Source organism: Microbacterium sp. RD1 (assembly GCF_052220165.1).
In the GTDB taxonomy this organism is placed as follows: Bacteria; Actinomycetota; Actinomycetes; order Actinomycetales; family Microbacteriaceae; genus Microbacterium.
In genome coordinates this window covers 1,218,532-1,230,727 of record NZ_JBQPOL010000001.1, presented here as the reverse complement: position 1 = coordinate 1,230,727, position 12,196 = coordinate 1,218,532, and the positions used below count along the sequence as shown (strand labels likewise).

General features: G+C 69.3%; 12 protein-coding genes and 1 pseudogene. 4 read left to right on the top strand and 9 right to left on the bottom strand.

The window, feature by feature from the left end:
- The first annotated feature begins 3 nt into the window (after positions 1–3).
- From ACTU3I_RS05915 to ACTU3I_RS05905, 3 genes are read left to right on the top strand one after another with little or no spacing between them, the layout of a single operon-like run.
- Complete coding sequence (locus tag ACTU3I_RS05915) at positions 4–1,095, top strand: LLM class flavin-dependent oxidoreductase (protein ID WP_442924730.1); 1,092 nt, start codon at positions 4–6, stop codon at positions 1,093–1,095.
- Positions 1,092–1,745 carry an NADPH-dependent F420 reductase gene (locus ACTU3I_RS05910; RefSeq protein WP_442924729.1) on the top strand — a complete coding sequence of 218 codons (654 nt, stop codon included), beginning with the start codon at positions 1,092–1,094 and terminating at the stop codon, positions 1,743–1,745. The genes ACTU3I_RS05915 and ACTU3I_RS05910 overlap by 4 nt, the downstream gene beginning before the upstream one ends.
- Before the next feature lie 31 nt (positions 1,746–1,776).
- The gene (locus tag ACTU3I_RS05905; protein ID WP_442924728.1) at positions 1,777–2,211 is read left to right on the top strand and encodes a hypothetical protein; all 435 of its coding nucleotides are present in this window, start codon (positions 1,777–1,779) and stop codon (positions 2,209–2,211) included.
- A 93-nt stretch (positions 2,212–2,304) separates the two neighbouring features.
- Here the strand turns inward: ACTU3I_RS05905 and ACTU3I_RS05900 are convergent, their stop codons facing one another.
- The 8 genes from ACTU3I_RS05900 to ACTU3I_RS05865 form a co-directional block, all read right to left on the bottom strand.
- A complete protein-coding gene (locus ACTU3I_RS05900) occupies positions 2,305–3,171 on the bottom strand; it encodes an EamA family transporter (RefSeq protein WP_442924727.1) in 867 nt (288 codons plus the stop codon).
- 25 nt (positions 3,172–3,196) lie between these two features.
- Positions 3,197–4,420 (bottom strand): M20 metallopeptidase family protein, encoded by a 1,224-nt coding sequence (locus ACTU3I_RS05895; protein ID WP_442924726.1) that lies wholly within the window; start codon positions 4,418–4,420, stop codon positions 3,197–3,199.
- 53 nt (positions 4,421–4,473) lie between these two features.
- The gene (locus ACTU3I_RS05890; RefSeq protein WP_442924725.1) at positions 4,474–5,100 is read right to left on the bottom strand and encodes a helix-turn-helix domain-containing protein; all 627 of its coding nucleotides are present in this window, start codon (positions 5,098–5,100) and stop codon (positions 4,474–4,476) included.
- A gap of 46 nt (positions 5,101–5,146) precedes the next feature.
- Positions 5,147–6,010 carry a carbohydrate ABC transporter permease gene (locus tag ACTU3I_RS05885; RefSeq protein WP_442924724.1) on the bottom strand — a complete coding sequence of 288 codons (864 nt, stop codon included), beginning with the start codon at positions 6,008–6,010 and terminating at the stop codon, positions 5,147–5,149.
- Entirely contained in the window at positions 6,007–6,957 is a 951-nt protein-coding gene (locus ACTU3I_RS05880; protein WP_442924723.1) for a carbohydrate ABC transporter permease, read from the bottom strand. Before ACTU3I_RS05880 ends, ACTU3I_RS05885 begins: the two co-directional genes overlap by 4 nt.
- 62 nt (positions 6,958–7,019) lie before the next feature.
- Positions 7,020–8,378 carry an ABC transporter substrate-binding protein gene (locus tag ACTU3I_RS05875; protein ID WP_442924722.1) on the bottom strand — a complete coding sequence of 453 codons (1,359 nt, stop codon included), beginning with the start codon at positions 8,376–8,378 and terminating at the stop codon, positions 7,020–7,022.
- A gap of 173 nt (positions 8,379–8,551) precedes the next feature.
- A complete protein-coding gene (locus tag ACTU3I_RS05870) occupies positions 8,552–9,253 on the bottom strand; it encodes a DJ-1/PfpI family protein (protein ID WP_442924721.1) in 702 nt (233 codons plus the stop codon).
- A gap of 26 nt (positions 9,254–9,279) precedes the next feature.
- Positions 9,280–10,476: an amino acid deaminase gene (locus ACTU3I_RS05865; RefSeq protein WP_442924720.1), complete on the bottom strand. Its 1,197-nt coding sequence runs from the start codon at positions 10,474–10,476 to the stop codon at positions 9,280–9,282.
- Between the two features lie 352 nt (positions 10,477–10,828).
- Here ACTU3I_RS05865 and ACTU3I_RS05860 point away from each other — a divergent pair.
- Positions 10,829–11,942, top strand: a pseudogene (locus ACTU3I_RS05860) (DUF222 domain-containing protein).
- Here ACTU3I_RS05860 and ACTU3I_RS05855 read toward each other — a convergent pair.
- Positions 11,933–12,085, bottom strand: coding sequence for a hypothetical protein (locus ACTU3I_RS05855; RefSeq protein WP_442924719.1), 153 nt, complete (start codon positions 12,083–12,085; stop codon positions 11,933–11,935). The pseudogene ACTU3I_RS05860 and the gene ACTU3I_RS05855 overlap by 10 nt on opposite strands.
- Positions 12,086–12,196 lie beyond the last annotated feature (111 nt).

The following is a 12,196-nucleotide window of genomic DNA, read 5'->3' as shown; positions in this document are numbered from 1 at the left end:
CGCATGATTGACACGTCAATGACCTCTGCGCAGCGCGGGATCCAGATGGGGCTGGACTCGTTCGGCGAGGTGGCCACGTCCCACGGCCGGGTACTCTCCGATGCCGAGACGGTCAGATTGCTCGTCGAAGAGGCGCAGCTCGCCGAAGCATCCGGGCTCGACGTCTTCAACGTCGGCGAGCACTACCGCGAGGGCAACACCGACTCCGCGACGCCCGTCCTCCTCGCCGCCGCCGCACAGGCGACGTCTCGTATCCGCCTCGGCACGGCGGTGACGGTCCTCAGCACGAACGACCCGGTGCGGATGTATCAGGCGTTCGCCACCGTCGACGCGATCTCCGGCGGACGCGCCGAGATCGTGCTCGGGCGCGGCTCGGCAGTCGACTCCTTTCCGCTGTTCGGGTTCGACCTCGCGCAGTACGAGGAACTGTTCGAAGAGAAGCTCGATCTCTTCCTCCGCCTCCAGCGCGAGGAGCGCGTGACGTGGAGCGGTCGCTTTCGATCGCCGCTGGTCGATGCGCGTCTGCAGCCCCGCATGCGCGAGGGCGGCATCCCCACGTGGATCGGGGTCGGCGGAAGTCCCGCGTCCGTCATCCGCGCCGCCCAGCACGGGCTGCCGCTCATGATCGCGATCATCGGCGGCCAGCCGCAGCGCTTCGCCGACCACGTGGCGCTGTATCACCGGGCTCTCGCGCAGTTCGGCCGTCCGGCGCTCCCTGTCGGGCAGCACTCCCCCGGACTCGTCGCCGACACCGACGAGGAGGCTCGCGCCGTGTGGTGGCAGCACTGGAGGCCCGTCGTCGAGCAACTGGCTCGCGAGCGCGGGTTCTACGAACCTACCGAGGAGCGCTTCCTCCGCGAGGTCGAGTCGGGCGCGCTGTACATCGGATCTCCCGAGACGGTGGCACAGCGCATCGCCCGTTCGGCGCGCGACCTCTCACTCTCGCGTTTCGACCTCAAGTACGACGTGCTGCACCTCCCGCGGGAGGCTCGCGCACGATCGATCGAGCTGCTCGGGACGACCGTGTTGCCGCGGGTGCGCGAGCTTTTGGCGTCGCAGCCGATCGCGGATGCGGCGGCGGAGGCGCGGCGATGACGACCGTCGGCATCCTCGGCGCGGGAAAGGTCGGCATGGTCCTGGCACGGCTCGCTCTCGCCGCCGGGTATCGCGTGCTCGTCGCCGGCTCGGGGAGCCCGGAGCGCATCGCGCTGACCGTGGAGGTCTTCGCCCCGGGAGCGATCGCCGTCGATCCCGAACGTGCCGCCGCGGAGGCGGACGCCGTCATCCTCGCGGTGCCGCTGGGCAAGTACCGGACGCTTCCCGCGGACGCGCTGGCGGGGAAGCTGGTGCTTGATGCCATGAACCACTGGCGTGAGACCGACGGCGATCGCCCCGAGTTCACCGCATCCGCAGTCTCGACAAGCGAGCTGGTGCAGGAGTTCTTGAACGACTCCCGCGTCGTGAAGGCGTTCAATCACGTCGGCTACCACGACCTGCAGGACGGCGCCCGCTCGCCCGGGGCGGCGGACCGCATCGGCGTGGCGATCGCGGGCGACCGCGCGGACGACATCGCCGCGGCGGCGGAGATCGTCGACCGGCTCGGATTCGACCCGGTCGTCGTGGGGGCCCTCGCGGACGGCAAGCGGCTGCAGCCCGGGGCATCCGCCTTCGGCGCCCACGTCGGCGCAGAAGAGCTTCGCGAACTGGTCAGGAATCGAGAAGACCGAGCTCCTGCCGCCGCGTAGCGTGACTCCCGTACGACGAGAGGAGACGGCCATGGCCGGGCAGGACGACGGGCTCACCGCGGAGGAGCGACAGGCGGTCAAGGACCGCGCGAAGGAGTTGCGCGCGCAGGCGAAGGCGGGGAAGAACCGCGCAGCGGGCGAGAAGGCGCTGCAGGACGCGATCGACGGCCTCGACGACAGCGACCGCCCGCTCGCTGAGGGACTGCGCGACGTGGTCAATGCGGTGGCACCGCAACTCGTTCCGAAGACCTATTACGGCATGCCGGGATTCGCGAACGAGGAAGGCAAGATCGTCGTCTTCCTCCAACCGGCGGGCAAATTCAAGGCGCGCTACGCCACGATCGGCTTCGAGGACAGGGCGCAGTTGGACGACGGCGACTTCTGGCCCATCGGCTTCGCCGTGATCCGCTGGACGCCCGCGGTCGAGAAGGCCGTGACGGAGCTGGTCACGCGCGCCGCCACCTGATCGCCGTCTCCCGATCGGCCGCGACGGCGGTCGCGGTGCGGATGCTGTCGACGACGGCGAGGGTGTGGGGTGCCCGCCTGTCGCGGGAGGAGGTCACCGGACGGCCTCACGCCGGCCGGTGATGGCGACGCCGAGTCCGACGAGGAGCACCGCTCCGCCGATGAGCGTCCCGGTTGTGGGCGCCTCGTGCTGCACGGCCCATGCCGCCACGATGCCGACCACGGGCAGGAGCAGCGCCCACGGCACGACGGCCGACGACGGGTAGCGCCCCAGCAGGTAGCTCCAGATCCCGTAGCCGACGAAGGACGACAGCACGACGGCGAAGAGCGTCGACAGGATGGCGGCGACCGACAGGCTCCCCAGCGACTCCCACACCACGGCCGGCGAATCGATGACGAGCGACAGCACGAGCGCGGGGACGGGCACGACGATGCCCGACCACACCACCAGGGAGAGTCCGGCGGTGGAGCCTGCGCGGCGGGTCAGGACGTTGCCGATCGCCCAGCACAACGACGCCCCGGCGAGGATCACCACCGCCAGCCACGGCGCGTCGTCCCCGCGCCCCGCGACGACGACGGCGAGACCGGCGGTACCGACGAGGATGCCCAGGAGCTGTCGCCGCGTGGGGCGTTCGCGCAGCAGGAACGCTCCGACGAGCACCGTCAGGAGCACCTGCGCTTGATGCAAGACGGACGTCAGACCGGGAGGAAGTCCGAGAGCGAGCGCGATATAGAGCAGCGCGAACTGTCCCAGGCTGAGGAACGAGCCGATCAGCACGATGTCGCGCCGCGCCATCCGCGGCGGCGGGATGAACAGGATCGCGGGAAAGACGACCAGTGCGAAGCGGAGGGCGAGGAACAGCAGCGGCGGGACATCGGCGAGCCCGATGTCGATGACGAGGAAGTTCGTCCCCCAGATGAGGACGACGAGGAGAGCGAGGAGCGCGTGACGCGGCGGCATGGCTCAGCCCCTCCGGGGCGCGGCGTCAGCCATCGGCGAGCCGGCTCTCGGCGAGCGCGGCGAGCATCCGGGCGGCGTCCAGGAGGGGGCCGTCATCGAACTCCGCCCTCGGCGAATGGTTGGACTCCCGGTCCGGGGTCGCGCCGCCGGCGCCCACGAACACGAACGCACCCCCGGTCTCGTCGAGCACGTATGAGAAGTCCTCGGCGATCATCTCCGGTCGGGCGAGCTCGCGGAATCGGTCGGCGCCGAAGAGGGCGGTGACGACTCGCCGCACGCGCTCGGACTCCGCCGCATCCGAGCGCGTCGGGGGCAGATGGACACCCCGGTCCACGTCCACCTCGATCCCGTAGCCCGCGGCGACCGAGCGCGCGACGCCGACCACGCCCTCCTCGACCTGCCCCGCGCGCTCCGACGTGACGGCGCGGATGCTGAGGCGCAGGATCGCGTCGTCGGGGATGACGTTCGGAGCGTCCCCGGCGAGGAAGGCGCCGACCGTGGCGACGACGGGGTCGGAGGGCGACGACGACTGCGTGACCCAGCCCTGCACGGCCTGCACCGCGAGCGATGCGGCCAGGATGGGGTTCCGGGCGTCGGCGGGCCGAGCGGCGTGGCCACCTCGGCCCCGGAAACGGAGCTCGAGGTTGAGGATGCTGCCCATCATCACGCCGGCTCGGCAGGAGAAGACGCCGCTGTCCAGGTGCGAGAAGACGTGGATCCCGTACGACGCCACGGGCCGCCCGGCGGCGGCGAGCACTCCTTCGTCGAGCATGGCACGCGCGCCGTCGTGCCCCTCCTCGCCCGGCTGGAACATGGCGACGACCGTGCCGTCGAACGCGGAACGCCGGTCGCTCAGGATGCGCAGCGCGCCGACCAACGCGGCGAGGTGGAGGTCATGACCGCAGGCGTGCATCGCACCGTTCGTCGACGCGAAGGCGACGGGCGCGAGCTCGGCGACCGGGAGACCGTCCATGTCGGCGCGCAGGAGCACCGTCGGCCCCGCCCCCGCACCGCGCAGCACCGCGGTGATCGACGACAGGCCCTTGCCGGTCGAGATCTCGAGCGGGAGACCCGCCAGCTCGTCGAGGATGGCCGCCTGCGTCAGCGGCAGATGTAGACCCACTTCGGGGATGCGGTGCAGGCGCCGGCGCAGAGCCACGAGATCGCCGGCGACGGCCTGCGGACGCGGTATCGGGCCCGCACCGGCGTGCGGGGAGCGAGCAGGGGGGCCGACCGAGAGAGAGTTCACTGATATGAATCTATTCCACAGCAATGAACTTCGCAAGCGCTCGCGCGCCGTCGTCAGAAGGAGGGCGGAGTCATCACCGTCAGCACCTGGGCCGGGGTGGACGTGGCGTTGCTCCACCAGTGCGTTCGCGTGGCGTTCCACGTGAACGCGTCCCCCACGCGCAGCTCGTGGGTCTCGTCGTCGAGGTGCAGCTGAACGGTCCCCTCCAGCGTCATGCACCACTCCTCGCCCTCGTGAACGAGATGGACGTCCTCACCGCTCCAGTGAGGCGGAAGGTGGGCGAGGTACGCCCCGAGCCTGCCGGACGTGTTCGGCGTCAGCAGTTCGATCATGTAGTCGCTGGATGCGACGCGAAGAGTGGAGCGCGCATCGGCCCGTACGAGGCCGCTCCCGCTCGCGACGGCGAAGAACGACCCCACCGGGACGCCCAGCGCGGTCGAGAGCCCGACGAGGGTCGCATACGAGGGGTTCCCGATGCCGCGCTCCAGCTGGCTGAGGTGCCCGACGCTGATGCCGGCGATCGACGCCACCTCCGCCAAGGTGAGCCCGCGAAGCGAGCGCAGCGAGGCGAACATGGCCCCGAGCTGCTCGGGTGTCGGCACGATCGGCCCGCGACCATCCGCCGGCGACGCATCGCGTGCGGAACCGTCGGCCGAGCCACCACCGGGAGTATCGATCATGCGCCGATCCTCTCAGACCATCTCACCCCTCGCGCTGCGGCGAGGCCTACTTCACGGCGCCGAGCGACAATCCCTGCACGAGACGGTCCTGGGCGGCGATGCCCGCGATCAGCACGGGGAGCGAGATGATCATCGCCGCCGCCGCGAGGTGGGCGACGAAGCCGCCCTGCGCGGACACCATCGACGACAGGAAGATCGGCGCCGTGCCGGCGCGCAGCGCCGTGAGCGATCGGGCGAGCAGGAACTCCTGCCAGCTGAAGATGAAGCAGATGAGCGAGGTCGCGGCGATGCCGGGGGCCGTGAGTGGAAGGACGACACGCCACAGGATCGATCGGAGGGGTGCCCCGTCGATGGCGGCGGCCTCGAGGACCGCGACCGGGACCTCCTGCAGGAACGACCGCATCATCCAGATCGCGATCGGGAGATTCATGCCGGCGTAGAGGATCACGAGAACGAGGATGTTGTCGAGCAGACCCACGTTGCGGGCGATGAGGTAGATCGGCAGCAGACCGCCGACGACGGGCAGCATCCGTGTCGAGAGGAAGAACATCATCACGTTGCGCCACTTGCGGACGGGGCGGATGGACAGGGCGTACGCCGCCGGAACCGCGAGGATCAGCACGAGCAGGGTCGAGCCGAGGCTTGCCACGACGGAGTTGCCGATCGCCGACCACAGGCTCGACGAGGCCCCGCCCGTGAAGAGGTCGGCGTAGTTGTCCAGGGTGAGCGGTGCGGCGAACTTGGGCGGATTGCCGACCGCATCCGATTCGCCGTGAAAGCTCGTGAGCAGGATCCACACCAGCGGCGCGACGAACACCACTGCGAAAAGCCACGCCAGGAGTCCGAGCGTCAGCCGCGCGGCGCTCCCCCGGCGTCGCGGCGAGCGGACGCGGATGGCGTCGGCGATCATGACTTCTCCTCTGAGAGCAGGCTCGACACGGTGCGCAGCAGCAGCACCGTGAGATAGAGCGTCGCGAAGACGATGACGACGCCGCTCGCCGCGGTCTGGCCGTACTCCTGTCCGCGGAAGAAGCCCTGGTAGATGACGTAGGGCATGTTCGCGGTGCCCAGCGACCCGGCGGTGATGGTGCTGACCGCGTCGTAGCTCTGCACGACGAAGAGAGAGCAGAGCAGGGCGGCGAGCTCGAGGTACCGCCGAAGGTGCGGCAGGGTCATGTACCGGAACATCTGCCAGGCGTTCGCGCCGTCGATCTGCGCGGCCTCTCGTACGTCGAGCGGCCGGCTCTGCAATCCGGCCAGGAGGATGAGCAGCACGAAGGGCGTCCACTGCCAGACCAGGGCCGATCCGATGACGACGAGCGGCATGATCGACACCCAGTCGGGCTGCGGCGCCCCGGCGCCGAACAGAACGGTCAGCATGCCGTTCACCAGGCCGAACTCCGGGTTCGTGATGACGTGCTTCCACATCAGAGCGGTCGCCACCGGCACGAACAGGAAGGGCGCGATCACCAGAGTGCGCACGAGTCCCCGTCCCGGAAAGTGCCGGTCCAGGAGCAGCGCGCCGATCATCCCCAGGACGAGGCACACCAGCACGACACCCACGGTCAGGACGACCGAGACGACCACGGCACCGCGGAGCCGCTCGTCGACGAAGGTCGCGATGAAGTTGTCGATGCCGACGAAGCGGATGTCGCGCGGGTACAGCGCGTTCCAGTTCGTGAAGCTGATGACGAGCGTGATGACGAACGGGATCTGCGTCAGAGCGACGACGAAGAGGAGCGCCGGCAGCAGCGGGGTGCGCGCGGCCCAGCCCCGGCGGCGCTCCCGGCGCCGTGCGTCCTCCGAGGCCGCCGAGCGCTCCTCGACGACGCGATCTCGGCTCAGGATGTGGGTCATGGTTCTCCTCCGGCGGTGGCGGCGCCGCGAGGAGTGCGGCGCCGCCACCGGTGCATCCGACGTCAGCCCTGGTATTTCTCGCCGACCTCTTCGGCGAGGACCTGCGCCTTCTCGAGGGCCTGCTCGACGGTCTGCTGACCAGCGATGGCGGAGGCGATCTCCTCGGTCACCCGGTCGCCCAGCTGCGCGAACTCAGGGATCGCGACGTACTGGATGCCGAGAGTGGGCCGAGGCTGCAGGCCCGGGTCGGCCGGGTCGGCGTTGTCCAGCGCGTACTGCACGGCCGGCACGAATGCGGCGCCCGCGGCGAGGTAGTCGGGGTTCTCGTAGAGCGAGGCGCGGCGGCCCGGAGGAGCCGCTTCCCAGCCGTAGGTGTCGGCGATCAGCTGGTCGAACTCCTCGCTGGTGGCCCATTTGATGAACGCGGCGGCGCTGTCTTTGTTGGTGCTCGCCGCCTCGATCGACAGCCCCCAGTGGAACAGCCATCCCGAGGCATCCGTCTTCTCCACCGGCGCTGCGACGTAGCCGATGTTGCCCTTCATCGCCGAGCCCTCGGTCTCGAGGTAGATCGGTGCGTTGGTGGTGTCGTACCACATCCCCACCGTGCCCTCGCCGAAGGTGGTGAAGCACTCGAAGACGCCCACCTGCGCCGCACCCGCGGGGCCGTAGTTCTGCAGCATCGACACGTAGAACTCCGTCGCCTCGACGAACTCCGGCGCGGTCAGCTGCGCGTTCCAGTCCTCGTCGAACCAGGTGCCGCCGAAGGTGTTGACCACGGTGGTCAGGGACGAGCCCATCTGGCCCCACCCGGGAAGACCGCGGACGCAGATCGGTGTGATGTCGGGGTTCGCGGCCTTCAGCTGCGCGGCGACCTCGACCACCTCGGACCACGTCGGGTTCTCGGAGATCGTGACGCCCGCGTCGGCGAAGATCTGCTTGTTGTACATGAGGAAGGACGACTCGCCCTCGAGCGGCTCGCCGTAGATCTTGCCGTCGGAACCGAGCGTCAGCTGTCGCATGCTCGGGAGGATCCCGTCCTGGTTGTACTCCTCGTCATCGAGCACGTATTCATCCAGCGGCGCGAGCCAGCCGTTGTCGGCGAAGATCGGCATCTCATAGCTGCCGATGTTGACGACGTCGTACTGGCCTGCCTGGCTAGACACCTCCTGGGTGACCTTGTCGCGCAGGTCGTTCTCGGCCAGCAGGGTGAAGTTCACCTTGATGCCGGTCTCTGCCGTGAAGGTGTCGGCCGTGATCTCGGAGAGGCGCGTCTGCGTCTGGTTGTTCACCAGAAGGACGTTGATCTCCTTCGAGTCTTCCGCCGCGGGCGCGGAACAACTGACGGCCAGCCCTCCGGTGAGCCCGAGAGCGCCGAGAACGGCGCCGGCTCGAAGGATCGTCGTGGTTCGGGTGTGGGGCATCTTCGCTGCTTCCTCTCGGACGGACACGCGGATGGTCCGTGCTGCCCGCTGCCGTCGTCGGCACCGGGGAACCGGTGGGTCAGGCTCCTCCACCGATATTCACTGAGCTGAATGTATTCCACTCAGATGAACTGCGCAAGCATCGCGACCCCCCGATCAAAGGGATGACGGCATCACGCGGTCGCGTCTTCAGCCAGCCGGGCCGCGGCGCGCTCGACGGCCTCCCGTCGCCGCGCCTTGTGGGGGGCGATCCGCTGGAGGTACCGCTCCACCACGTCGGCCGGCGCGGTGTCGGGCGACCCGGCCGTGAAGGGCGGCCGGGGATCGTACTCCAGTCGCAGTTGCACGGCCTCGGCGGCGGGCCTGTCGAAGATCTCGGCGACGAGGGCGAGCGCGAAATCGATGCCGGCGGTCACGCCGCCACCGGTGACCCGGTTGCGGTCGATCACGACGCGCTGAGGAGTCGGCGTCGCGCCGAAGATGTCCAGGACGTCCATGGCGGTCCAGTGCGTCGCCGCCCGGTACCCGCGGAGAAGTCCGGCGGCACCCAGGACGAGGGCGCCGGTGCAGACGCTCGTCACGTAGCGGGCGCCATCCGCCTGCCGCTGCAGGAACGCCACGACCTCGCGGTCGTTCACGAGGTCATCGGTCCCGTAGCCGCCCGGAACGCAGACCACGTCGAGCTGCGGAGCATCGGCGAACGTCGTCGTCGGCGTGATCACCATGACCGAGTCCGTGGGAACCGGGGTGAGATCTTTCCACAGCAGGTGTACCGTCACGCCCGGCACGGCCGAGAAGACCTGGAGCGGCCCGGTCGCGTCGAGCTGCGTCATGTCGGGGAAAACGACGATCCCGATCTGGATCGAGCCGGTCATGGGGTCTCCTTCGAGGTGGGGCATGGTCAGAACAGCGTGCGGATGTAGCCGACGATCGTCCCGTCATCGGACGTGCGCGTCTCCGGGATGAGCCGCCAGCGGTCGAACGTCGTGCACGGGTGGGAGACGCCGAGGCGGACCACCTGGCCCACGACGACGGCCTGATCGGCCGGGAACCGCATCCAGGAATGCTGGTCGTTCATCCGCTCGATCTCCGCGCCGGCCACGTCGAGAACACGGGGGCCGCCGAGATCCTCGGAGAGATCGCGCTTGCCCGCGTCGAGGATGGCGACACCGGGGTCAGGGAGCGACAGCACGCTCGCCCGAACGGTGAGCGCCGCCACGAGCGGATCCGGACCGTTCGCGAAGGGCGAGTGCTCGGCGAAGTAGCCGCTGTCGCTCGCCTGCACACAGCCCGAGCGCACGATGATGTCCGCGCGGTCCTCCCACTGGGCGAACTGCCGAGCGACCTCGTCGAACCACACACTGCCGCCGGCTGACACGATGGGCCTGGCGGAGAATGCGCCGTCGGAGTCCAGCCGCGCCATCAGCGCCGCCATGTCGCGGAGGAAGTCCACGACCGCGCTCCGAGAGCCGGCCGAGCGATCCGGGCCGTAGGTCCACTCGAACCCCGAGACGCCGCAGAGCCGCAGCCGCGGCTCTGCTCGCACCGCATCCGCGACGCGCATCGCCTCATCCAGGGAGCGGGCGCCCGTGCGGCCGCCGGGGCGTCCGCGCTCCACCAGGACCCTGATCGGCCTCATCCCCGCCTCCGCAGCCACAGCCCGTACGGCGTCGACCGAGTCGACCCAGCAGTAGATCTCCGCGCCGTCATCGGTGGCTCTCGCGAGCGCTCGCGTACCGACGGGATCGACGACCTCGTTCGCGATCAGGATCCGCCCGATCCCCGACGCGACGGCGACCTGCGCCTGCCACGCCGTCGCCACCGTGATGCCCCACGCCCCCGCGTCGACGAACCGTCTCCACAGCTGCGGCGCCATCGTGGTCTTGCCGTGCGGCGCGAGATGCACACCAGCGCCGTCGGCCCACTGGATCATCCGTGCCATGTTGTGATCGAGTGCCGCGCGATCCAGCGTCAGCAGCGGCGTGGCGAACTGGTCGACGGTGTACTCCCGAGCCCTCGCCTGATCAGTCGAAAGGCCCCAGAGGGACGACGGCACGGACTTGTGCTGGACACCCAGAAGCGTGGGCTCCTCCCGCACGCTCCTCCCCGCGGCCATCACGTCTGGAGGAGGGCGGCGCGCTTGGCACCGTCGCCCAGGGTCGTCGTCGCAAGCTTCACAGAGGGTCCTTTGCTCGGGCGTGGTCATCGAGGTGATCGCGTTTTCACTGAAATGACACTCTTACACAGAGATGAACTCGCCGGCTACTGCGTCGGTGCGATGCTCGTCTCGCTGCGCTCGATCAGCGGCCGGAGCAGCCGCGCAGCCGCGCGCGGCCGAGCCAGTCCCCGAGGGTGTCGAAGGGCCCGGCGGACCACACTCTTCCTGCACAACCCGGCTCGAAAAATCCCTGTCCACAGAATGAATCCCGTGCCGAAACGGGCACCGGGCGATGTCGGTGGCCCTCCTTATCGTGGGAGGCATGGACACGTTCCCGACCCACACCCCGATAGACGCCGAGCAGGCGATCCGGATGCGGGCGAGCCTGGCCGGGATGCTGTCGGATGATGTGGTCATCGCGAAAGCGCAGGCCAGCCGGATCCGTCACCTCGCCGCGCTCCTCACCGAAGCCCTCACCCAGATGGACGCGTTCCGGTCAGTGTCCGCGGAGCGGGAGATGCCTATCCGGTCGGTCGCGGCGGAGATAGCGTTCGCGTCGCGCATCCCCGACCGGAGCGCGCAGCGAGAGCTCTCCGACGCCCACACTCTCGTGACCCGATTCCCCCGCACCGTCGAGGTGATGGGAGAGGGACGGATCTCCCAGAAGCACGCCACGGTGATCGCGCAGGCAGGCGCCAGGTTGGACGATGACGGAGTGCGCCGGGGCGTGGGAGGAGACGGTGCTGGAGTTCGCGGTGGGCGAGACCCCGGGACGAACCGACGCATACGCCCGCGAGCTCGCCGAGATCATCGACCCGACATCCATGACCGAACGGCATGCAGAGGCAGTGACGAAACGATCGATCAGTGTGACGGACCTCGACGACGGGATGAGTCTGCTGCAAGTCCTCCTGCCCTCCACTCTCGCCTACGCCATCCGCGACCGGATCCGTCAGCAAGCGAAGATCATCCGGGACACCGCGAACACCGAACGCGCCGCACGTCGGAGGGAAGCAACGGCCGCATCGCGAACACCCGAACCCCTCGCAACGACCACCGACGACGACGTCGACGAATCCGCTGTCGTCGACGATGTCCGCACCACCGCGCAGATCTCGGCCGACCTGGTCGCGGACATGCTGCTGTGCGCGACGCCGACGATCGATCCCACCGGGGACAGCAGCTTGGATGGGGTGGTGGGGCACGTGCAGGTCACCATCCCCGCACCGCTACTCACCGGGGTCATCTCGTCCGGGGCGATGCTCAACGGTCGCGTTCCCGTAGATCCGGATACCGCAACACGGCTCGCGGGGGGGGTGCGCCGGGGTGGGACCGCGTGTTCTGCGACCCGATCACCGGGATCGTCACCGCCGTCGACCGGTACACCCCCGCCGCATCACAGGTGAGACTCGTCAACGCCCGCGATCGCCGCTGCCGCGGATACGGATGCCGCATCCCCGCGCACCGCTGCCAGAAGGACCACACCCACGAACACCACGACGGCGGCGCGACGGAGAACGGGAACCTCGCGAGCCTCTGCGTCCGGCACCACACGCTCAAGACCGAAACCGCCTGGACCGCCTCCCAACACGCCGACGGCACCCTCGAATTCCACAGCCCGTTGGGCCATACGTACGTGGACGAACCGCCACCCAGAGTG

What these genes read in the sequence shown, in the direction of transcription:
- ACTU3I_RS05915 (WP_442924730.1), top strand. Translation starts at nt 4, where the DNA reads ATGATTGACACGTCAATGACCTCTGCGCAGCGCGGGATCCAGATGGGG.
- ACTU3I_RS05910 (WP_442924729.1), top strand. Translation starts at nt 1,092, where the DNA reads ATGACGACCGTCGGCATCCTCGGCGCGGGAAAGGTCGGCATGGTCCTG.
- ACTU3I_RS05905 (WP_442924728.1), top strand. Translation starts at nt 1,777, where the DNA reads ATGGCCGGGCAGGACGACGGGCTCACCGCGGAGGAGCGACAGGCGGTC.
- ACTU3I_RS05900 (WP_442924727.1), bottom strand. Translation starts at nt 3,171, where the DNA reads ATGCCGCCGCGTCACGCGCTCCTCGCTCTCCTCGTCGTCCTCATCTGG.
- ACTU3I_RS05890 (WP_442924725.1), bottom strand. Translation starts at nt 5,100, where the DNA reads ATGATCGATACTCCCGGTGGTGGCTCGGCCGACGGTTCCGCACGCGAT.
- ACTU3I_RS05885 (WP_442924724.1), bottom strand. Translation starts at nt 6,010, where the DNA reads ATGATCGCCGACGCCATCCGCGTCCGCTCGCCGCGACGCCGGGGGAGC.
- ACTU3I_RS05880 (WP_442924723.1), bottom strand. Translation starts at nt 6,957, where the DNA reads ATGACCCACATCCTGAGCCGAGATCGCGTCGTCGAGGAGCGCTCGGCG.
- ACTU3I_RS05875 (WP_442924722.1), bottom strand. Translation starts at nt 8,378, where the DNA reads ATGCCCCACACCCGAACCACGACGATCCTTCGAGCCGGCGCCGTTCTC.
- ACTU3I_RS05870 (WP_442924721.1), bottom strand. Translation starts at nt 9,253, where the DNA reads ATGACCGGCTCGATCCAGATCGGGATCGTCGTTTTCCCCGACATGACG.